Origin of the sequence: Micrococcus sp. R8502A1, from assembly GCF_006704135.1 — a bacterium.
In the GTDB taxonomy this organism is placed as follows: domain Bacteria; phylum Actinomycetota; class Actinomycetes; order Actinomycetales; family Micrococcaceae; genus Micrococcus; species Micrococcus luteus.
Map to the genome: position 1 here is coordinate 1 of NZ_VIGS01000007.1, position 20,412 is coordinate 20,412.

17 protein-coding genes and 1 pseudogene are annotated in these 20,412 nt (G+C 74.5%); 13 read left to right on the top strand and 5 right to left on the bottom strand.

All coding sequences use genetic code 11. The features are described from left to right. A pseudogene (locus tag FLM69_RS02565) lies at positions 1-188 on the bottom strand (hypothetical protein); the annotation flags it as partial. A gap of 174 nt (positions 189-362) precedes the next feature. On the opposite strand from FLM69_RS02565, the gene hisS reads away from it, so the two are divergent. Beyond that, the gene (hisS, locus tag FLM69_RS02570) at positions 363-1,739 is read left to right on the top strand and encodes a histidine--tRNA ligase (protein WP_141842926.1); all 1,377 of its coding nucleotides are present in this window, start codon (positions 363-365) and stop codon (positions 1,737-1,739) included. 60 nt (positions 1,740-1,799) lie between these two features. On the opposite strand, the gene FLM69_RS02575 is transcribed toward hisS, so the two are convergent. Further along, complete coding sequence (locus tag FLM69_RS02575) at positions 1,800-3,092, bottom strand: APC family permease (RefSeq protein WP_044659820.1); 1,293 nt, start codon at positions 3,090-3,092, stop codon at positions 1,800-1,802. A gap of 145 nt (positions 3,093-3,237) precedes the next feature. On the opposite strand from FLM69_RS02575, the gene aspS reads away from it, so the two are divergent. Next, entirely contained in the window at positions 3,238-5,052 is a 1,815-nt protein-coding gene (aspS, locus tag FLM69_RS02580) for an aspartate--tRNA ligase (RefSeq protein ID WP_044659819.1), read from the top strand. Between the two features lie 45 nt (positions 5,053-5,097). Here aspS and dtd read toward each other — a convergent pair whose 3' ends face one another. The 3 genes from dtd to FLM69_RS02595 all read right to left on the bottom strand — a co-directional run bounded on the left by dtd (position 5,098) and on the right by FLM69_RS02595 (position 8,064). After that, positions 5,098-5,550: a D-aminoacyl-tRNA deacylase gene (dtd, locus tag FLM69_RS02585; protein WP_141842928.1), complete on the bottom strand. Its 453-nt coding sequence runs from the start codon at positions 5,548-5,550 to the stop codon at positions 5,098-5,100. Between the two features lie 44 nt (positions 5,551-5,594). Continuing rightward, a complete protein-coding gene (locus tag FLM69_RS02590; RefSeq protein WP_044659817.1) occupies positions 5,595-7,334 on the bottom strand; it encodes a choice-of-anchor I family protein in 1,740 nt (579 codons plus the stop codon). Positions 7,335-7,473: 139 nt separating this feature from the next. Continuing rightward, positions 7,474-8,064: a DUF1697 domain-containing protein gene (locus FLM69_RS02595; protein WP_044659816.1), complete on the bottom strand. Its 591-nt coding sequence runs from the start codon at positions 8,062-8,064 to the stop codon at positions 7,474-7,476. Between the two features lie 52 nt (positions 8,065-8,116). Here FLM69_RS02595 and FLM69_RS02600 point away from each other — a divergent pair, with 52 nt between their 5' ends. The 11 genes from FLM69_RS02600 to aroB all read left to right on the top strand — a co-directional run bounded on the left by FLM69_RS02600 (position 8,117) and on the right by aroB (position 20,327). Further along, positions 8,117-9,514, top strand: coding sequence for a replication-associated recombination protein A (locus FLM69_RS02600; protein WP_041103678.1), 1,398 nt, complete (start codon positions 8,117-8,119; stop codon positions 9,512-9,514). Positions 9,515-9,686: 172 nt separating this feature from the next. Beyond that, positions 9,687-10,250: a general stress protein gene (locus tag FLM69_RS02605; protein ID WP_020621560.1), complete on the top strand. Its 564-nt coding sequence runs from the start codon at positions 9,687-9,689 to the stop codon at positions 10,248-10,250. 284 nt (positions 10,251-10,534) lie between these two features. Next, positions 10,535-11,161: a 30S ribosomal protein S4 gene (gene rpsD / locus FLM69_RS02610; RefSeq protein WP_036313685.1), complete on the top strand. Its 627-nt coding sequence runs from the start codon at positions 10,535-10,537 to the stop codon at positions 11,159-11,161. Between the two features lie 169 nt (positions 11,162-11,330). Beyond that, the gene (locus FLM69_RS02615) at positions 11,331-11,720 is read left to right on the top strand and encodes a hypothetical protein (protein ID WP_141842930.1); all 390 of its coding nucleotides are present in this window, start codon (positions 11,331-11,333) and stop codon (positions 11,718-11,720) included. Continuing rightward, the gene (gene alaS / locus FLM69_RS02620; RefSeq protein ID WP_141842932.1) at positions 11,717-14,428 is read left to right on the top strand and encodes an alanine--tRNA ligase; all 2,712 of its coding nucleotides are present in this window, start codon (positions 11,717-11,719) and stop codon (positions 14,426-14,428) included. Before FLM69_RS02615 ends, alaS begins: the two co-directional genes overlap by 4 nt. A gap of 7 nt (positions 14,429-14,435) precedes the next feature. Further along, on the top strand, positions 14,436-14,957 hold the full coding sequence (gene ruvX / locus FLM69_RS02625) for a Holliday junction resolvase RuvX (protein ID WP_181743467.1): 522 nt from the start codon (positions 14,436-14,438) through the stop codon (positions 14,955-14,957). Further along, entirely contained in the window at positions 14,954-16,222 is a 1,269-nt protein-coding gene (mltG, locus tag FLM69_RS02630) for an endolytic transglycosylase MltG (RefSeq protein WP_141842937.1), read from the top strand. Before ruvX ends, mltG begins: the two co-directional genes overlap by 4 nt. After that, positions 16,222-17,145, top strand: coding sequence for a shikimate dehydrogenase (locus FLM69_RS02635; protein WP_141842939.1), 924 nt, complete (start codon positions 16,222-16,224; stop codon positions 17,143-17,145). The genes mltG and FLM69_RS02635 overlap by 1 nt, the downstream gene beginning before the upstream one ends. A 79-nt stretch (positions 17,146-17,224) precedes the next feature. Then, positions 17,225-18,460, top strand: a complete 1,236-nt coding sequence (gene aroC, locus FLM69_RS02640) for a chorismate synthase (RefSeq protein WP_134377128.1) — start codon at positions 17,225-17,227, stop codon at positions 18,458-18,460. Positions 18,461-18,549: 89 nt separating this feature from the next. Continuing rightward, positions 18,550-19,161, top strand: a complete 612-nt coding sequence (locus tag FLM69_RS02645; RefSeq protein ID WP_254184000.1) for a shikimate kinase — start codon at positions 18,550-18,552, stop codon at positions 19,159-19,161. After that, complete coding sequence (gene aroB / locus FLM69_RS02650) at positions 19,158-20,327, top strand: 3-dehydroquinate synthase (protein WP_081097731.1); 1,170 nt, start codon at positions 19,158-19,160, stop codon at positions 20,325-20,327. Before FLM69_RS02645 ends, aroB begins: the two co-directional genes overlap by 4 nt. Positions 20,328-20,412: the final 85 nt, after the last annotated feature.

The following is a 20,412-nucleotide window of genomic DNA, read 5'->3' on the forward strand; positions in this document are numbered from 1 at the left end:
CCCGTCCCCGAGATCGTCCCCGACGCCTCGGCGGGCTGGGAGGAATCACCGTGCGCCGGGGCGTCGGGGACGATCTCGGGGACGGGACGGGCCTCGGCGGGCACGGTCGTCTCGGCGGCCTCGGCCGACGCGGGGGTGGCCTCGGTGGCGGGGGACTGCTGGTCGTCGGGCTGCATGTGATTGGTCACCGCTGGAACTCTCCCTGACTGCGCCGGCACGCAGTCGTCGAGGGATGCGGCCGGTCGGGATGGACACGAACAGGGCCAGCGTACCGGGCCGGACAGCGCCCGCGCCTAGAATGGGCCGGTGCGCCGGCGGGGGACCGTCGTGCGTCCCCGCCGTCGTCGTCTCGAAGGATCGCCATGTCCCGCAAGGCCTCCCTGTCCGGTTTCCACGAGTGGCTGCCCGCCGAGCGGCTCGTGGAGCAGCACGTGCTCGACACGCTGCGGCGGACCTTCGAGCTGCACGGGTTCGCCGGCATCGAGACCCGGGCCGTGGAGACCCTGGGCCAGCTGCTGCGCAAGGGTGAGGTGGACAAGGAGGTCTACGCGGTCTCGCGCCTGGCCGAGGACGAGGAGGTCGCCGCGGGCCTGCGCGATCCCAAGGACCCGGCCGACCCCAAGCGCCTGGCCCTGCACTTCGACCTCACCGTGCCGTTCGCCCGCTACGTCGTGGAGAACGCCGGCCACCTCGCCTTCCCCTTCCGTCGCTACCAGATGCAGAAGGTCTGGCGCGGGGAGCGCCCCCAGGAGGGCCGCGCCCGCGAGTTCACTCAGGCGGACATCGACGTCGTCGGTGACGGCGCCCTCTCGCCCCGGTACGACGCCGACGTCGCACTGGTGATGGCCGAGGCGCTCGGCGCCCTGCCGATCGGCGACTTCCTCATCCGCGTGAACAACCGCAAGCTCGCCGAGGGCTTCTACCGGGGCATCGGCCTGGAGGACACCGCCGGCGTGCTGCGCAGCATCGACAAGCTGGAGAAGGTCGGCCCGGAGGAGGTCGCGCGGCTGCTCCAGGAGGAGGTCGGCGCGAGCCCCGAGCAGGCTGCGCAGGCGCTGACCCTGGCGGACATCCGCACGTCGGACACCTCGTTCGTGGAGCGGGTCCGCGCCCTGGGGGTGACCCACGAGCTGCTCGAGGAGGGGCTGACCGAGCTGGCCGACGTCGTCGCCACCCTGCACCGCCGCGCCCCCGGGCGCGCCGTGGCGGACCTGTCCATCGCGCGCGGCCTGGACTACTACACGGGCACCGTCTACGAGACCGTCCTGGTGGGCCACGAGCAGCTCGGCTCGATCTGCTCGGGCGGCCGCTACGACGCGCTCGCGTCCAAGGGGAACCGCGTGTTCCCCGGTGTCGGGCTGTCCATCGGCGTGACGCGGCTGGTGATGCGCATGCTGTCCCAGCAGATGGCCGTGGCCTCCCGCTCCGTGCCGACCGCGGTGTACGTGGCGCTGACGGCGGACGAGGACTGGTCCGAGGCCCAGGACGTCGCGGCCCTGCTGCGGGAGCGCGGCATCCCCGCGGAGGTCGCGGTGTCCGCGGAGAAGTTCGGCAAGCAGATCAAGTACGCGGATCGCCGCGGCATCCCGTTCGTCTGGTTCATGGGCCGGGACGACGCCGGCGCGCGGGTCCACGAGGTCAAGGACATCCGCTCCGGCGAGCAGCACGGCGCGGACCCGGCCGACTGGACCCCGCCGGCCGAGGACCTGCTGCCGCAGGTCGCCCGCGCGCAGGACTGAGCGGACGCGGCCGCTGTGCCGGCCCCGGTGTGCGGCGGCGGTGGGTGTCTGCGCGTCGGGTCACCGGCCCCGGCGCCCGGCCCGCACGAACGCGCGCCCGCCCACCCCGATCAGGAACACGCCCGCCATCGCGGCCACGGACATCGGCGGCAGGCTGAGGGCGAGCAGCAGGCACAGGGCCAGGCCGAGGACGTTGACGGCGCGGGGCACGCGCAGCGGGCGCGGCCGGGCCGGGCGGCGGCCGTCGTCGTCCCCGCGCAGGGTCAGGGCGGACAGGTTCGCCACCGCGTAGTAGACGAGCACGCCGAACGAGCTGAAGCCCACCACGGTGAGGATGTCCGTGGTGAGCAGGAGCAGGATCACGGCCGCGGCCACCGTCAGCTGAGCCGTCCACGGCGTGCCGGTCCCCGCATGGACCCGTGCCAGGGGGCGGGGCAGGTCGGACTCGCGGGCCATGGCCAGGGCGGTGCGGGAGATGCCCGTCAGCAGGTTGAGCATGGCCCCGGCCGCGGCGAGGGCGGCGCCGGCCACGGCCACCCAGCCCCAGCCGGAGCCCAGGGCGGTCTCGAGCAGGTCGCGCACGGGCGCGGGGGACCGGGCCAGCCCGGAGGTCCCGAGGCCCGAGATCAGCGCCGTGGCGAGCAGCAGGTACAGCGCCACGGTCACGGCGAGGGCGATCAGGATGGCGCGCGGGATCGTGCGTGCGGGGTCGATGACCTCCTCACCCATGGTGGCCACGCGCGCGTAGCCGGCGAACGCGAAGAACAGGACGCCCGCGCCCATGAGCACGCCCTGCACGGGGGAGTCGACGCCGAGCGCCGCCGCCGAGCCCCCGGGGGCCTCGCGCGCCAGGCCTGCGCCGATGGCCAACACGAGCACGGCGAGCACGGGCACGAGGATCGCCAACGTCGCCTGCGCGGTCCGCGTCACGCCCGCCATCGCCACCCCGGTGAGCACGACGACGGCGGCCACGCCCGTCCACCGGGCCGCGGCGGCGTCGTCGGGGAAGAGGTACAGGCCGAGGGTGGCCGCCATCGCGGCCACCGACGCGGTCTTGCCCGTGACGAAGCCCCAGCCGGCGACGAAGCCGGCCCACGGGTGCAGCTGCCGCCGGCCGTAGACGTAGGCGCCGCCGGACTCGGGGTGGACGGTGGCCAGCTGCGCCGTGGACAGGGCGTTGCACAGGGCCGCGACGGCCGCGACCGCCAGGGCCCCGTACAGCAGGCCGGGGTGGCCGCCGGTGAGCGCGGCCGCCAGGCCGATCGCGGTGAACACGCCCGCGCCGATCATCGAGCCGAGGCCGATCGCGACGGCGTGGAGCAGGGTCAGGCGGCGCTGCAGGGCGGCGGTCATGACGGGGTCCTCCTGGGCTGGGGCAGTGTGGACGGGGCACTAGACTGACGGGAACGGCGCGCGCCCGCCCCGCAGGCGTATCACACGGCGTCGACCATCACATGAACCCCGCACATCGTCCGGCGACCGGACGGAGAGGATCCTCGTGCTGCGCACCCACTCCCTCGGCGAGCTCAACGCCTCGCTCATCGGCCAGACCGTCACCGTCACCGGCTGGGTGGCGCGGCGGCGAGACCACGGCGGCGTGGCCTTCGTGGACCTGCGCGACGCCTCGGGCTTCGCCCAGGTCGTGGTGCGGGACGAGGCGGACTTCGACCCGCTGCGCAACGAGTGGGTTCTGCAGGTCACCGGCACGGTCGAGCGCCGCCCCGAGGGCAATGAGAACCCGAACCTTCCCTCCGGTGAGATCGAGCTGATCGCGGAGACCGTGACGGTGCTCAACACCGCCGCCGCGCTGCCGTTCCAGGTGGACGAGCACGTGGAGGTCGGCGAGGAGGCCCGGCTGCGCCACCGCTACCTCGACCTGCGCCGCCCGCAGCCCTCGCGCATCATGCGCCTGCGCTCCGAGGTCAACCGGACGGCGCGCGAGCTGCTGCACGGCGAGGGCTTCGTGGAGGTCGAGACCCCGACCCTCACGCGCTCGACGCCGGAGGGCGCCCGCGACTTCCTCGTCCCGGCCCGCCTGGCTCCCGGCTCCTGGTACGCCCTGCCGCAGTCGCCGCAGCTGTTCAAGCAGCTGCTGCAGGTGGGCGGGATCGAGAAGTACTACCAGATCGCCCGCTGCTACCGCGACGAGGACTTCCGCGCGGACCGTCAGCCCGAGTTCACCCAGCTGGACATCGAGGCCTCCTTCGTGGAGCAGGATGACGTGATCGCCCTCGGCGAGAAGATCGTCAAGGCCCTGTGGGCCCTCGTGGGCGTGGACGTGCCGACGCCGATCCGCCGCATGACCTACGCCGAGGCGATGGAGAAGTACGGCTCGGACAAGCCGGACCTGCGCTTCGGCCTCGAGCTGACGGACCTGACCGAGTACTTCAAGGACACCCCGTTCCGCGTGTTCCAGAACGAGTACGTGGGCGCCGTCGTGATGCCGGGCGGCGCCTCCCAGGCCCGCCGCACCCTCGACGCGTGGCAGGAGTGGGCCAAGCAGCGCGGCGCCAAGGGCCTGGCCTACGTGCTCATCCAGGAGGACGGCGAACTGACCGGCCCGGTGTCCAAGAACATCTCCGAGGAGGAGAAGGCCGGGCTGGCCGCCGCCGTGGGCGCGAACCCGGGCGACTGCGTGTTCTTCGCCGCCGGCAAGCCGAAGGAGTCCCGCGCGCTGCTGGGTGCGGCCCGCGTGGAGATCGGCCGTCGCTGCGGGCTGTTCACCGACGCCGGTGACGGCGTGGCCGCGAAGGACGCCGACTGGGCGTTCGTGTGGGTCGTGGACGCGCCGATGTTCGAGCCGGCGGCCGACGCCGTGGCCTCGGGCGACGTCGCCGTGGGCGCGGGCGCCTGGACCGCCGTGCACCACGCGTTCACCTCGCCCAAGCCGGAGTTCGCGGACACCTTCGACACCGACCCGGGCTCGGCCCTGGCCTACGCCTACGACATCGTGTGCAACGGCAACGAGATCGGCGGCGGTTCCATCCGCATCCACCGTCAGGATGTGCAGGAGCGCGTGTTCGAGGTCATGGGCCTGTCCCCGGAGGAGGCGAACGAGAAGTTCGGCTTCCTGCTCGAGGGCTTCAAGTACGGCGCCCCGCCGCACGGCGGCATCGCGTTCGGCTGGGACCGCGTGGTCGCCCTGCTGGCCGGCACCGACTCGATCCGCGAGGTCATCGCGTTCCCGAAGACCGGCGGCGGCTTCGACCCGCTGACGGCCGCACCGGCGCCCATCACCGCCCAGCAGCGCAAGGAGGCCGGCGTCGACGCGCAGCCGGAGCCGAAGCAGGCCGAGGCCGAGCCGGGAGCCTGATCCGGGCCCGCGGCGGGCCCGGGGCGGGTCCGCATCGGGCCCGCCTCAGCCGCGCTGCGGCCCGGCCAGCTCGTCCGAGTCCACGATCAGCGTGAACGGCCCGGAGTTGGTGAGGGAGACGTCCATCTTCGCGCCGAACACCCCGCGCTCCACGCGCACGCCGGCGGCCTCGAGCTCGGCCGTGAACCGCTCGTAGAGCGGCTCGGCCTGGTTGCCCTTCGCCGCGCGCGTCCAGGACGGCCGCCGGCCCTTCCGCACGTCGCCGTACAGCGTGAACTGGCTGACGACGAGCGCCGGGGCACCGGCGTCGGTGAGGGACCGCTCGCCGTCGAGCATGCGGAGCCCGGCCACCTTGCGGGCCACCTGGACGGCCTCGGCCTCGGTGTCGTCGACGGTCACGCCGAGCAGGATCACCAGCCCCTCGCCCTCGAAGGAGCCGACGACTTTGCCGTCGACGGTCACGGACGCGGAACGGGCGCGTTGCAGAACGGCTCTCATGCAGCCATTCTGCAACGCGCCCGGAACCGGTCCGCGTCAGCGGATCACTGACGACGGGTCGGATTCACCTCGTACACGGTGGTCGAGCCGGAGACCTCGTTGGCGACGATCAGCAGGGCGGTGCCGGAGGGGGACTCGTCGGCCGGCACGAAGGTCAGGCCCTCGGCGCCCATGTCACCCAGGCCGGCCGTGGCGTCGTCGCCCGCGGCATCCCAGTCACGGTCGTTGACGTAGTCCACGTAGGTGGCGTTCCGCGGGTCGGTGATGTCGAAGACCACCACGCCGCCGATGCGCTCGAGGCCCACGAACGCGTAGGTGCGGCCCTGGATCGTGCCCACCACCACGGACTCGGGCTCGGGGCCCTTGTCATCCGAACGGGAGTCCCCGGACGGGGTCTCGTCGTTGTTCGCGTTGAACGCGTGCTCCGGCAGCTCGCCGGCGGCCACGAGCCGGGCGATCTGCTCCTCGATCATGCCGGCGGAGTCGAACAGGCGGGTGCCGTCCGCGGTGTAGATGGAGAAGGACCGGCCGCCCAGTGTGGTCAGGGAGGAGTGGCACTCGCGCTCAGAGTCGTAGCCGAGGTCGGTGAGCACCTTCAGGCGGCCCAGGGCATCCTTCTTCTGCAGGGCCTTGGCCCCCGGGAACTCGGCGGCGCACAGGTCCAGGTCGCTGACGCGCTCGGAGTCGTTGAAGTCGCCCCACTCCCGCCCGTCACCCTCGTTGGCGGTGACGACCAGGTTCTGACCGCGCCAGCGGTACGTGTCGATGCCGTCGGGCATGGGCAGGCCGTCGACCGGCCAGTGGCCCAGCTCGATGCCGCCGTCCTTGTCCGAGGCGTCCAGCACGCCCTCGGTGGACCAATCGGTGGGCGTCAGCGCCCAGAGGTCCTCCAGCGTGGCGGACTTCAGGTCCACGACGGCGACGGCGTTGGCCTCCTGCACGGACACGTAGGCGGTGCGTCCGGTCGGGTCGACGGTGACGTACTCCGGCTCGAGGTTGCGAGCCACCCGACCGGCGGGCTCGTGACCGGCGGGCACCGCCATATCGGGGCCGGAGACGCGCACGCCGGCGGGCAGGGCGGTGCCGGCGTCGTAGGCGCGGAAGTCCACGGTGCGCACCGCGTCCTGGGTCAGGCGGGAGAACTGCCGGGCGTTCTTCGGTACGGAGACCACGGAGATCGTGCCCTCCGGGTCGACGGAGAAGTCGTCGGCCGGTTCGCCCTCGTTGGCGACCACCACGTACGCCCCGTTCGGGGAGAAGGCCAGCGAGTCCGGCAGGGCACCCACCCGCACGCCGCCGAGGTAGCGCAGGGTGGTGGTGTCGAAGAACACGACCCAGCCGTGGTCGGTCTTCTCGGCGGCCTCGACGGCGACGGCCATCACACCGCCGGAGACAGCGACGGAGTTCACCGTGGCGCCCTTGTCCGTGACGGAGCCGTCCGCGGTGCGCAGGCCCTCGGCGGAGAGGGTCCGCTCGGCCACGGGGGCGGCGTCGGCGCCCAGGCGCATGACGTCGACGGCGCCGCGCTGCGCATTCACCACGAACAGGCGGCCGGAGACCGCGTCGAAGGCCGGGATCTCGGCGGCGGACTCGCCGAACACGCCGGTCTCGTGGGTGCCGGCGCGGGTGAGCTCGATGCTCTTGCCGGACGGGTTGGCGGCGATGGCGGCGCGCTGGGCCGTGGCCGAGTGCGGGGCGGGCGCGCTGAGGGAGGCCGGGGCGAGGAAGGCCGTGGACAGGGTCGCGGCGGTGACGGCCGTGGCGAGGCGTGCGAGGCGAGGCATGGATGCTCCAGTCAGGGCAGGGAGGCGGAGGACGGGGTCACCCCATCGCACGGATGTGAACGGTCCGTGACGTCCCGGCCAGCGCGCGGTGTCCCGCGGGTGTCGACGCCCCGGACGCCCCGCGTGCCGTCCGCCGAGGTCAGTCCTCGCTCGGCAGCCCCGCGAGCACCCGCACCGTCGTGAGGTTCCGGGCCGTGCCGCGCACCCCGAGCGCCCGGTCGAGGCGGGCCGGAGTGAGCGGGGAGTCGGCGACCCCCGCGGCGCAGCGCATCCACAGCAGCCGTCCCTCCAGGGCCGTGCGATCCGGCCCCGCGGGTCGGTCGTCCCCGTGGTCGAGCGCGGCCAGGGCGGCGGCCGCCTCGGGTGCGGGGTCGTCCTCGAGCACGGTGAGCTGCGTGCGTTTCGGCTCGCCGCCGGCCCAGGGGAGCGCGTCGTGCAGCTCCAGGGCGCGCCGGAGCGTGCCCACGTCCACGAGGACCACGGGGACGTCGAGGCCGCCCTCCTCACGCGCCCGTCGCGCGAACCCCTGCCGCACGCCCTCCGCGGCCGCGTCGGAGGACGCCCGGAACAGGACGTTGCCGCTGGCCAGGTGGGTGGTGACCGCCTCCCCGCCGGCGGCCTGGGCCCAGCGGATCAGCGTGTCCTTGCCGACACGGTTGCTCCGCCCCACGTTGATCCCGCGCAGCAGCAGGACGTGGGTGTGGTCGGTGCGCGGGGCGGCGGGGCTCATGCGGCCATGATGCCACCCACGCCCCCGCGGGCCGAGGACTACCCTGGACCCGATGGACGACCTCTTCAGCGCCGCCCACAACGGGGCCGACGACGACGGCCCGGCCGGCACCGTGGCCGCCCCGCACCCCGGCGCACCGCTGGCCGTGCGCATGCGCCCGCGCACGCTGGATGACGTGCTGGGCCAGCGGCACCTCATGCGGCCGGGCTCCCCGCTGCGCAAGCTCGCCGAGCCCGATCCGGACTCCGCCGCGGGACCGAGCTCGGTCATCCTCTACGGGCCTCCGGGCATCGGCAAGACGACGCTGGCCCACGTGATCGCCCGCGCCCCCGGGCGCACGTTCACGGAGCTGTCCGCGATCACGGCCGGTGTGAAGGACGTGCGGCAGGTGATGGAGCAGGCCCAGCGCGAACGGGACCTCTACGGGCGCACCACCGTCCTGTTCCTCGATGAGATCCACCGCTTCTCCAAGGCGCAGCAGGACGCGCTGCTGCCGGGCGTCGAGAACCGCTGGGTCGTGCTGGTGGCCGCGACCACGGAGAACCCGTCCTTCTCCGTGATCGCACCCCTGCTCTCCCGGTCGCTGCTGCTCACGCTGCGTCCCCTCACGGACGACGACATCGTCGGGCTGCTGGACCGTGCGGTGACCCAGGAGCGCGGGCTCAACGGCGCCGTGGTGCTCCAGGACGACGCGCGGGACTACCTGGTGCGGATGGCCGGCGGCGACGCGAGGCGGGCGCTCACGGTGCTGGAGGCCGCGGCCGGCGTCGCCCTGGACAAGGCGCGCGAGGCCGGCCGGGCGGGGGAGGGCGCCGTCGCGGTCACGGAGGAGGACGCCGCGCAGGCGATGGACCACCACGTCCAGCGCTACGACAAGGACGGCGACCAGCACTACGACGTGATCAGTGCCTTCATCAAGTCCATCCGCGGCTCGGACGTGGACGCGTCGATGCACTACCTCGCCCGGATGCTGGAGGCGGGGGAGGACCCCCGGTTCATCGCCCGGCGGCTGATCATCTCCGCGTCCGAGGACGTGGGCATGGCCGACCCGACCGCGCTGCAGACCGCCGTGGCCGCCGCCCAGGCCGTGCAGCTGATCGGCATGCCGGAGGGACGCATCATCCTGGCGCAGGCCGTGACGCATCTGGCCACCGCGCCGAAGTCCAACGCGAGCTACACCGCCGTGAACGAGGCGATCGCGGACGTGCGGGCCGGCCACACGGGCGCGGTGCCGGCGCACCTGCGGGACGCGCACTACCCCGGCGCGGCGGCCCTCGGCCACGGCCAGGGCTACGTCTACAGCCACGACGAGCCGCACGCCGTCGCCCGTCAGCAGTACGCGCCGGACCCCCTGGTCGGGAGGGACTATTACCGGCCCAAGCCCATCGGACACGAGAAGCGGCTCACCGAGCAGGTGGCCGCGCTGCGCCGGATCATCCGCGGCGACTGAGCGCGCGCCGGGCCCGAGGGCGGACGCCTCGGGCGGCCGCGCGGAATAAAGACGCCCGGATCACCGGTTGTCCAGGGATGAGCGGGGCGGTCGACGTCGGCCCGCCGACTCCTCGCCCGCTCGCGCCCCCATGCACCACCGACGCACAGAAGGAACAGAAGGAGCCGCCCCCATGACCCAGTCCACTCCGCAGCAGTCCACCCCCCAGCACACCGCCGCGCAGCAGCCGGCCCCGTACGGCCGCCCCGGCGCCGGCGGCCCCGCCCTCCCGCAGGCCGACTACCGCATCCTGCGCTCCGTCCCGGCCTACGCCGAGGCCCAGGCCCTCGTGGACCAGCTCTCCGACGCCGGGTTCCCCGTGGAGCGCGTGCGCATCGTGGGCACCGGGCTGCGCTCCGTGGAGCAGGTCCTGGGCCGGATGACCACCGGCAAGGCCGCCGTCCGCGGCGGGCTGCAGGGCCTGTGGTTCGGCCTCCTGCTCGGCCTGCTCTTCTCGATCTTCGCCCCCGGCTTCGGGTTCCTCTGGATCCTGCTGATCTCCCTGGGCCTGGGCGCCCTGTGGGGGGCGGTCTTCGGGGCGATCGGCCACGCGGCCACCGGCGGCAGGCGCGACTTCACGTCCCTGCAGACCATGGAGGCCGAGTCGTACGACGTGCTGGTCGAGGCCTCCCACCTGGACCAGGCCGGTCAGCTCCTCGGCGCGGACCCCGGCACCGCGGCCACGCCGCGCGCCTGAGCCCCGGACCGCCCCGTCGTCGTCGCTCTGGTAAGGTGGACCGGTCTGGCAGGCGCTGCGCCCCGGACGCATCCCCCTCGCTCGGATCCCCGCGGACGCCCGCGTGCCCGGGCGAGGGACGCGCAGCGCATCAGTGGATGACGGGCGGCGGCACGCCCCTCAGCTCTCCTCAGGATCGCGGGGAGGCCAGGTTCGAGGCCCCTTGACCCGTGCGCCCCGGCGCCCGGACGAGACCTCGAGACAAACCCGAACCGTGCCGCACGTCAAGGAAAGGCAGGTCCACCATGAGTGGCAACCTTCGCACCCGCCGCACCGTGCGGCACTCCCGCGCCCTGGGCATCGCGCTGACCCCCAAGGCCGAGAAGTACATGGAGCGTCGTCCGTACGGCCCCGGCCAGCACGGCCGTGCCCGCCGCAAGCAGGACTCGGACTACGCGGTGCGCCTCAAGGAGAAGCAGCGTCTGCGCGCCCAGTACAACATCCGCGAGGCCCAGATGCGCCGCTACTTCGAGGAGGCCAAGCGCACCGCCGGCCTGACCGGTGAGAACCTGGTCGAGCTCCTCGAGCAGCGCCTCGACGCCCTCGTGCTGCGTGCCGGCTTCGCCCGCACCATCCAGCAGGCCCGTCAGCTCGTCGTGCACCGCCACATCATGGTGGACGGCAAGCGCGTGGACGTCCCCTCGTTCCGCGTGAAGGAGGGCCAGATGATCCACGTGCACGAGCGCTCGGAGAAGATGGTCCCCTTCCAGCTGGCCGCCGCCGGCGCCCACCAGCAGGTCCTGCCCGCCACCCCGGGCTACCTGACCGTGGAGATCGACAAGCTGCGCGCCACCCTCACCCGTCGCCCGAAGCGCTCCGAGGTCCCCGTGACCTGCGAGGAGCAGCTCGTGGTCGAGTACTACGCGCGCTGATCCGCCCCGTCCGGGCCCGTCCCGGACGACGGCGCCCCGCGCGTCCCGCAGGCCCGGTCACCTCTCGGAGGTGGCCGGGCCTGCGGCGTCCCCGGGCCCGCCGCCGGGGATCGGCGCCGCGCCCGGTAAGGTGGGGCCGGAATCCCTGCCGTCCGAAGGAGGCCCCGCTATGCTCCGCTCGCTGCTGCTCGTCGGCGCCGGCGCCGCGTCCGGCTGGTTCGCACACCGTGCCCTCGGCGACCGTGCCCACCCGGCCACGGACGGGACCGACGCGCGGACGTCGGGCCCCGGCTCCGCTGGGGGGCGCGCGGGGTTCTCCGCCCGCCTGGACCCGGAGCATCTGGCCCGCCAGGCCGGCGAGGCCGCCGCCGACGCCGCGGCGGCCGCTCTGCAGGACGGCGCGCGGCGCCTGGCAGACCGCGTGCGCTCCCAGGCCCCCTGGGCCGCCCCCTACCTGCCCCCCACGGGGCCGATCATCTCCGGGGAGACCGTGGAGCCGCCGTCGCACGGCGCCGCCCGCCCCCAGACCACCACCACGCAGAAGGACACCCCCGCATGAAGTCCCAGGAGATCGCCCGCCGCTGGACCGCCTTCTTCGAGTCCAGGGGGCACCGCGTGGTGCCGTCGGCGTCGCTTATCTCGCCGGATCCGTCGCTGCTGTTCACGGTGGCCGGCATGGTCCCGTTCATCCCGTACTTCCTGGGGGAGCAGACCCCGCCGAGCCCGCGCGCCGTCTCGGTGCAGAAGTGCATCCGCACCGCGGACATCGAGGAGGTCGGCAAGACCGTCCGCCACGGCACCTTCTTCCAGATGTGCGGCAACTTCTCCTTCGGCGACTACTTCAAGGAGACGGCCATCCCGATGGCCTGGGAGCTGCTGACGTCGTCGGTCGAGGACGGCGGCTTCGGCCTGGACCCCGAGCGCCTCTGGGTCACCGTGTACCGCGAGGACGACGAGGCCGAGCGCATCTGGCGCGAGGACGTGGGCGTCCGTCCCGAGCGCATCCAGCGCATGGGCAAGGACGACAACTACTGGAACACCGGCCAGCCCGGCCCGGGGGGCCCCTGCTCGGAGATCTTCTACGACCGCGGCCCCGCGTACGGCGTCGACGGCGGCCCGGCCGCGGACGACACCCGCTACATCGAGATCTGGAACCTCGTGTTCATGCAGTACCGCCTCTCCGCGGTGCGCTCGAAGGACGACTTCGACATCTCCGGCGAGCTCGAGCACAAGAACATCGACACCGGTCTCGGCCTCGAGCGGCTCGCCATGATCCTCCAGGGTGTGGAGAACATGTACGAGACGGACCAGGTCCGCCCCGTGCTCGACCGTGCCGCGCAGCTGGCCGGCCGCGCCTACACCTCCACCGAGGACCCGGCCGACCCGCACTACGACGACGACGTCCGCCTGCGCATGGTGGCCGACCACGTGCGCTCGGCCCTGATGCTGATCAGCGACGGCGTGCGCCCCGGCAACGAGGGCCGCGGCTACGTGCTGCGCCGCCTCATCCGCCGCGTGGTCCGCGCCCTGCGCCTGATGGGCGTCACCGAGCCCGTGTTCCCCGAGCTGCTGCCGGTCTCCCGGGACGCGATGAAGGGCACCTACCCGGTGGTCGCGGACGAGTTCGAGCGCATCTCCCGGATCGCCTACGCCGAGGAGAAGGCGTTCCTGCGGACCATCGCCGCGGGCACGGCCCGCCTCGACGCCGCGGTGGGCCAGGCCCGCTCGGCGGGCGGCGGCATCGCGGGCCCGGACGCGTTCGAGCTGCACGACACCTACGGCTTCCCGATCGAGCTGACGCTGGAGATCGCGGAGGAGGCCGGCGTCGCCGTGGACGAGGCCGGGTTCCGCGCCCTCATGGCCGAGCAGCGCGACCGCGCCCGCGCGGACGCCAAGGCCAAGAAGGCCGGCCACACGGACACCGCCGTGTACCAGCGCCTGCGCGCCGAGGGCCAGACCCACTTCACCGGCTACACCGAGCACACCACCGAGTCCGTGGTGCGCGGCCTGCTGCAGAACGGCGAGGAGGTCGCGTCCGCCGGCGCCGGCACGGAGCTCGAGCTCGTCCTGGACGCCACGCCGTTCTACGCGGAGTCCGGCGGCCAGGCCGCGGACACCGGCCTGATCACCGGCGACGGCTTCCGCCTCGAGGTGCTCGACGTGCAGGCCCCCGTGAAGGGGCTGTCCGTGCACAGGGTCAAGGTCCTCGACGGCGAGGTCGCCGCCGGCGCGCAGGCCCTCGGCGCGATCGACCTGCAGCGCCGCCTCGACGGCGAGAAGGCCCACTCCGGCACCCACCTGGTGCACGCCGCACTGCACCAGATCCTCGGCCCCGAGGCCACCCAGTCCGGCTCCTTCAACAAGGAGGGCTACCTGCGCTTCGACTTCCGCTGGGCCGAGGCGCTCTCGGCCGGGGCCCGCTCCGAGGTCGAGGACGTGGTGAACATCGCCATCCGCGACGACCACGCCGTGCTCACCCAGGAGATGAGCCTCGAGGAGGCGCGCGCACTCGGCGCGATGAGCCTGTTCGGCGAGAAGTACGGCGACCGGGTGCGCGTCGTGGAGATCGACGGCGCCTGGTCCCGCGAGCTGTGCGGCGGCACCCACGTGGGCCGCACCGCGCAGATCGGCTCGCTGACCCTGCTCGGCGAGCAGTCCGTGGGCTCGGGCAACCGCCGCGTCGAGGCGCTCGTCGGCCTGGACTCGTTCCGCCACCTCGCCGCGGAGCGCACCCTCGTCTCCGAGCTCTCGGAGATGTTCAAGGCCCCGGCCGAGGAGCTCAAGGACCGCATCGGCGCCACCCTGGACCGGCTCAAGGCGGCCGAGAAGCAGGTCGCGGAGCTGCGGGCCCAGGCGCTGCAGGCCCAGGCCGGGCAGCTCGCCGGGCAGGCCCAGGACGTCACGACGTCCGCCGGGACGTCGGTGCGGGTGCTGGCGCACCACGCCGGCGACGTGGCCGGGGACCAGCTGCGTTCCCTCGTGCTGGACCTGCGCGCCCGGATCGAGTCGGCCGGCGGCAACGCGGCGGGCACGCCCGTGCTCGTGGCCCTCACGGCCGAGGCCAAGGGCCGGCCCCTCGTGGTCGTGGCGACCAACGAGGCCGCCCGCGCGGCCGGCCTCAAGGCGGGCGCCATGGTCAAGACCGCCACCGGCGTGCTCGGCGGCGGGGGCGGAGGCAAGGACGACGTCGCCCAGGGCGGCGGCCAGGACGTCACGCGCGTCGGGGACGCGCTCGACGCCGTCGTCGCTGCGGTGCGCGCGGCCTGAGGCGGACGTGAGCGAAGGTCAGGACGGGGCCGCCGTGGTGAGCGACGCCGTGCGTCGGGGGCGCACCCTCGGCGTCGACGTCGGCCGTGCCCGCGTGGGCGTCGCGTCGGCCGACCCCGACGGCCTGATCGCCACCCCCGTGGCCACCCTGCGGCGGGATGCGCGTCGACGTCGTGACGTGGACGAGCTCGTCGCCCACGCACGCGAGCTCGACGTCGTCGCCGTGTACGTCGGTCTGCCGGTGAATCTGCGGGGCGAGCACACGCCGTCCACGCAGGACGCCCTCGACTACGCGGACGCCGTCGCCGCCGCCCTGGTCGAGGCGGGCCACCCCGTGCCGGTCCGGCTCGTCGACGAGCGGCTCAGCACGGTCTCCGCGCAGGCCGGACTGCGGGCCGCGGGCCGGTCCGTCAAGGACAGCCGCGGCGTGATCGACCAGGCGGCCGCCGTCGCGATCCTGCAGGCCGCCGTGGACGAGCAGCGCCGCACCGGGCGCTGGGCCGGCCAGGACCGGGAGCCGATCCGGTGACCGGCGACCACCAGCACGCTCGGCGTGAGGACCACTGGGACGATCTGCTCGACGACGAGGCCGACGTCCACGACGACCTCGACGTGTTCGGCTTCGCCCACGACGAGGCGGACGAGGCCGACGTCGGCGCCCCGTCCCAGCCGGCCGGCGCGGCCGGCCCACGCCGGCCTCGCATGCTCCTGCGCCGCCGGGGCACCGGGTCCCACCCGGCCTCGCGGGTCGACCGCGGCGCCGGCCGGCGGCGGACCGCGCTGGTGCTGGGCACGGTGCTGGTGGCGTTCGCCGTCGTGGTCGGGCTGATCGTGCGCGGCTTCCTGAGCGGCCCCGACCACACGGCCGTCGAGGGCGACGAGGTGACGTTCTCGGTGGAGCCGGGCGAGGACCTGGGCTCCGTGGCGGCCCGCCTGGACCGGGCCGGCATCGTGGGCTCAGCCCGTGCTTTCGAGCGCGCTGCCCGGGACACGGGCAGCGGTCTCGTCCGTTCGGGGGACTTCGTGCTGCGCGAGCGGATGCCCGCGGCCGAGGCCCTCGCGGTGCTCCAGGGTGCCACGGACGGGGCCGTGCACTACGTGCTCGTGGAGCGCGGGCGGCGACTCACCGAGGTGCTGGACGCCGTCGCCGAGGCCACGGGGCTGCCCCGCGAGGAGCTCGAGGCCGCCGCCCAGGACCCGACCCGCTACGGCGTCCCCGGGGAGGCGGGCACGCTCGAGGGCTGGCTCGACGCCGGGGAGTACCGCCTCCCCGTCGACGCCACCGCCGGGCAGGTGCTCGACGCCCTGGTCCGGCCCACCCTCACCGAGCTCGAGGCCCTCGACGTCCGCGACCCGGCCGAGCAGCAGCGCGTGCTCACGATCGCCTCCATCCTCGAGGCGGAGGCCCTGCCCCAGGACTACCGGCAGGTCGCCGGCGCCATCGAGAACCGCCTCGCCCCGGACAACACCGAGACGCACGGGCTCCTGCAGATCGACGCCACCGTCACGTACGGCCTCGGAGTGCGCAGCCTCAGCTTCACCTCGGGCCAGCGGCAGGACGCCTCGAACCCCTACAACACGTACGTGCACCCGGGCCTGCCGCCGGGTCCGATCGGCATGCCCTCCGACGCGGCCGTCGAGGCCGCCCTCGACCCGGCCGAGACGGACGCCTACTACTGGGTGACCACGGACATCGGCACCGGCCACACCGAGTTCTCCCGCACCTATGAGGAGCACCAGCAGCACGTGCGCACCCTGCAGCGCTACTGCGCGTCCAACCCGGGGGTGTGCTGATGCGCCCCGTGCTGCGCGCGGCGGTCCTGGGCCGGCCGATCGCCCACTCGCTCTCCCCGGTGCTGCACGCGGCCGCCTACCGGGTCCTCGGCCTCGACGTCGACTACGGCCGCCGTGACCTGGGCGAGGACGAGGTGCTCGCCTTCGCGGCCGAACACCTCGGCGCCCCGGGCACGGCCGACGGCGGCGCGGCCGCGGCCCGCGGGCAGGACTGGCTCGGCTGCTCCGTCACCATGCCGCTGAAGCGGGCGGTCGTCGCCGCCGCCGGGCACGTCAGCGACCGCGTCCGCCTCCTGGGCACCGCGAACACCCTCGTGCGCGACCACCCCTCCGCCCCCGGGGTCGTCCACGCCGAGAACACGGACGTGGACGGCATCCTCGGCGCCCTCGCCGCGGCCGGCCTCGACCGTGCCGCCCGGGGCGGGACCGTCGGCGTCCTCGGGAACGGGGGGACCGCGACGGCGGCCGTCCTCGCCGCCGCCACGCTCGGGGCGGACGCGGTGCTCTTCGGCGTCCGCGACGCCGCCCGCGCCGCCGAGGTGACGGCCCTGGCCGACGCGCTCGGGCTGCGCTGGGCAACCCTCGGCCAGCCGGATCTGCTCCGGCGGGCACCGGGGCTGCGTGCCGTCGTCGCCACCCTGCCGCCGCGCGCCGCGGACGCCCTGGCCGCACACGTGCCGGCTGGCGCCGCCCTGCCGCCCCTGCTGGACGCGGCCTACGACCCGTGGCCCTCCGTGCTGGCGTCCGCCTGGTCCCGGGAGGTCGGTCCGGTGGCGTCCGGGCTGTCCATGCTGCTGCACCAGGGCATCGAGCAGGTCCGGCTGTTCACGGCCCGGCCCCGCGCCGCGGCCGGGATGCCCGAGCCGGACTGGGCGGCGGTGACGCGCGCCGCGGCGGACGCCCTGGGACCGGCCGCCGGCTGAGCGTCGAACGCCGGATCCGGTGCGTCCCGTCCGGTCACACGTGGCGGCGCGGTGCCCCGTGCGTGAGAGACTGCACGCCATGGTGCGCTGGTTGACAGCGGGGGAGTCTCACGGCCCCGCGCTCACAGGAATCGTTGAGGGACTGCCGGCCGGGATCCCGGTCACGACGCAGGACGTGCAGGACGCGCTCGCGCGCCGCCGCCTGGGGTACGGGCGCGGCGCCCGCATGAAGTTCGAGCAGGACGCGGTGACGATCCTCGGCGGCGTCCGCCACGGCCGCACCCTCGGCTCGCCCGTGGCGATCCAGGTGGGCAACACGGAATGGCCCAAGTGGGAGAAGGTGATGGCCGCCGATCCCGTCCCCGCGGAGGAGCTCGACGGTCTGGCCCGCAACGCGGCGCTCACCCGCCCGCGGCCCGGCCACGCCGACCTGACCGGCATGCAGAAGTACGGCTTCGACGAGGCCCGCCCCCTCCTCGAGCGCGCCTCCGCCCGTGAGACCGCCGCCCGTGTGGCCCTGGGCACCGTCGCCCGCGCCTTCCTCGGCGAGCTCGGCGTGCGGATCGTCTCCCACACCGTGGCCTTCGGGGAGGCCGCCCTGCCGGAGGGCCACCCGTTCCCCGTCCCCGAGGACGAGGCCCGCCTCGACGCCGACCCGGTCCGCTGCCTCGACCCGCAGACCTCGGCGGCGATGGTCGCCGAGGTCGACGACGCCCACCACGCCGGGGAGACCCTCGGCGGCGTCGTGGAGGTGCTGGCGTACGGCGTGCCGATCGGCCTGGGCTCCCACGTGCACTGGGACCGCCGCCTCGATGCGCGGCTGGCGGGGGCGCTCATGGGCATCCAGGCGATCAAGGGCGTGCAGGTCGGCGACGGGTTCGCCATGGCCGCCCGACGCGGCTCCGCCGCCCACGACGGGATCGCCCGCGGCGCGGACGGTCGCCCCCGGCGCACGAGCGACCGGGCCGGCGGCATCGAGGCCGGCATGTCGACGGGCGAGCTGCTGCGCGTGAGCGCCGCGATGAAGCCGATCGCCACGGTGCCGCGCGCGCTGCCCACGGTCGACGTCGCCACGGGCGCGGAGACCACGGCCCACCATCAGCGCTCCGACGTGGCGGCCGTGCCCGCCGCGGGCATTGTCGCCGAGGCCATGGTCGCCCTCGTCCTGGCCGACGCGATGCTCGAGAAGTTCGGCGGCGACTCCGTGGCCGAGACGCGCCGCAACCTCGAGGCGTTCCAGGCCGCGGTCCCCGCCCTGCCGGAGCCGGGCGCCGACGTCGTGGCGGACGGCCCGATGGGCGACCCCCTGCCGTGACCGACACCCCCGGGACCGCGCCGGCCCCGGGACCGGACTCGAGCACGCGTCCCGTCCCCGGGCCCGTCACCGTGTGCCCGTGGGAGGGCATGACCGGTGCCCTCGAGGCGCGCCTGACGGCCGCGGCCACGGTGGCCGCCGCGGCCGACGAGGACCCGGACACGCGCCCGGCCCGCCGGATCGTCCTCGTCGGCCCGATGGGGGCCGGGAAGACGACGGTCGGCCGGGCCGTGGCCGCCGTGACCGGGCTGCCCTTCGTGGACTCCGACGAGCTGTTCGCCCAGGTGCACGGCCCGATCCCGGAGTTCTTCGCCGAGCACGGCGAGGCCGCGTTCCGGGCGGAGGAGGCGCGCGTCATCGGCCATGTGCTCGGCCGACCCGCCCCGTGCGTCCTCTCGTGCGGCGGCGGCGCCGTCCTGCATCCGGGCACCCGCCGCGCGCTGGCCGGGCCGGACTCCGACGTCGTCTACCTCGCTGTCGGAGAGGAGGAGGCGCTGCGCCGCGTGGGCGGCGGCGCGGGCCGCCCCGTCCTGGCCGGAGACCCCGCCGGGACCTGGCGGCGCATCCTCGCCGAACGCGAGGGGCTGTACCGCGAGGTCGCCGACCTCGTGCTCGACACCACAGGCCTGACGGCCGCCGAGGCGGCCTGGCGTATCGTGGGGGACGCCCACCGCCCCCGAAGGAGTGAGTCACACCCATGACCGACCGTGAGCCGGACATCACCGAGCAGGAGACCCCGGGGGCGGCGCCCGCGGCCGCTCCGGCCGCACCCGAGGACGTGACGGTCATCCCCGTGGCCGGCGGCCACGAGGCGGCCGTGCACGGCGGCTACGACGTGGTGGTGGGCCGGGGCCTGCTCGCGCGCCTGCCGGACATGCTCGGCCCGACCGTCCGACGCGTGCTGGTCATCCATCCGCGCGCCCTCCGGGCCACCGGCGACGTCGTCAAGAACGACCTCGAGGCCGTGGGCCTGACCGCACTGACCGCCGAGATCCCGGACGCCGAGGAGGGCAAGCACCTGCAGGTGGCCGGGTTCTGCTGGCAGGTGCTCGGCCAGAACGACTTCACCCGGTCGGACGCGATCGTCTCCGTGGGCGGCGGCGCCGTGTCCGACCTGGCCGGCTTCGTGGCGGCCACGTGGCTGCGCGGCGTCCGCGTCGTGCACATGCCCACCACCCTGCTGGGCATGGTGGACGCGGCGGTGGGCGGCAAGACCGGCATCAACACCGCCGAGGGCAAGAACCTGGTGGGGGCGTTCCACAATCCGGCCGGCGTGCTGGCCGACCTGGACACGCTGCTCACCCTGCCGGCCAACGAGCTGATCTCCGGCCTGGCCGAGGTCGTGAAGTGCGGCTTCATCGCCGACCCCGCGATCCTCGACCTCATCGAGGAGGACCCGGCCCAGGCCCAGAACCCGCACTCCGCGCGGCTGCGCGAGCTGATCGAGCGCTCGATCCGGGTGAAGGCGGACGTCGTCTCCCGCGACCCCCGCGAGTCGGGGGCCCGCGAGGCACTGAACTACGGCCACACGATGGGGCACGCGATCGAGCTCGCCGAGCGCTACCAGTGGCGCCACGGCGCCGCGGTGTCCGTGGGCCTGGTCTTCGCGGCGGAGCTGGCCCGCTCCCTCGGCCGGCTCGACGACGCCACCGCGGACCGCCACTGGTCGGTGCTGACGGCCCTGGGCCTGCCCGTCTCCTACCGCGGGGACCGGTGGCAGACCCTGCTCGAGGGCATCCGCCGGGACAAGAAGAACCGCGGCGACCAGCTGCGCTTCGTCCTGCTGGACGGGCTCGCGCAGCCCACCACCGTGGACATCCCGGACGCGTCCCTGCTCTTCGCGGCGTACCAGGAGATCGCGGAGTGAGCCGCCGCTGACCCCGGCCCCGCGCGGGGCCTCCCGTAGACTGGCCCGCGCACATCCAAGACCCCACCCACTGCAGGCGGACCCG

Coding starts and splice junctions, on each gene's coding strand:
- hisS (WP_141842926.1), top strand. CDS start 363: ATGTCCCGCAAGGCCTCCCTGTCCGGTTTCCACGAGTGGCTGCCCGCC.
- FLM69_RS02575 (WP_044659820.1), bottom strand. CDS start 3,092: ATGACCGCCGCCCTGCAGCGCCGCCTGACCCTGCTCCACGCCGTCGCG.
- dtd (WP_141842928.1), bottom strand. CDS start 5,550: ATGAGAGCCGTTCTGCAACGCGCCCGTTCCGCGTCCGTGACCGTCGAC.
- FLM69_RS02590 (WP_044659817.1), bottom strand. CDS start 7,334: ATGCCTCGCCTCGCACGCCTCGCCACGGCCGTCACCGCCGCGACCCTG.
- FLM69_RS02595 (WP_044659816.1), bottom strand. CDS start 8,064: ATGAGCCCCGCCGCCCCGCGCACCGACCACACCCACGTCCTGCTGCTG.
- FLM69_RS02600 (WP_041103678.1), top strand. CDS start 8,117: ATGGACGACCTCTTCAGCGCCGCCCACAACGGGGCCGACGACGACGGC.
- FLM69_RS02605 (WP_020621560.1), top strand. CDS start 9,687: ATGACCCAGTCCACTCCGCAGCAGTCCACCCCCCAGCACACCGCCGCG.
- rpsD (WP_036313685.1), top strand. CDS start 10,535: ATGAGTGGCAACCTTCGCACCCGCCGCACCGTGCGGCACTCCCGCGCC.
- FLM69_RS02615 (WP_141842930.1), top strand. CDS start 11,331: ATGCTCCGCTCGCTGCTGCTCGTCGGCGCCGGCGCCGCGTCCGGCTGG.
- alaS (WP_141842932.1), top strand. CDS start 11,717: ATGAAGTCCCAGGAGATCGCCCGCCGCTGGACCGCCTTCTTCGAGTCC.
- FLM69_RS02635 (WP_141842939.1), top strand. CDS start 16,222: ATGCGCCCCGTGCTGCGCGCGGCGGTCCTGGGCCGGCCGATCGCCCAC.
- aroC (WP_134377128.1), top strand. CDS start 17,225: ATGGTGCGCTGGTTGACAGCGGGGGAGTCTCACGGCCCCGCGCTCACA.
- FLM69_RS02645 (WP_254184000.1), top strand. CDS start 18,550: ATGACCGGTGCCCTCGAGGCGCGCCTGACGGCCGCGGCCACGGTGGCC.
- aroB (WP_081097731.1), top strand. CDS start 19,158: ATGACCGACCGTGAGCCGGACATCACCGAGCAGGAGACCCCGGGGGCG.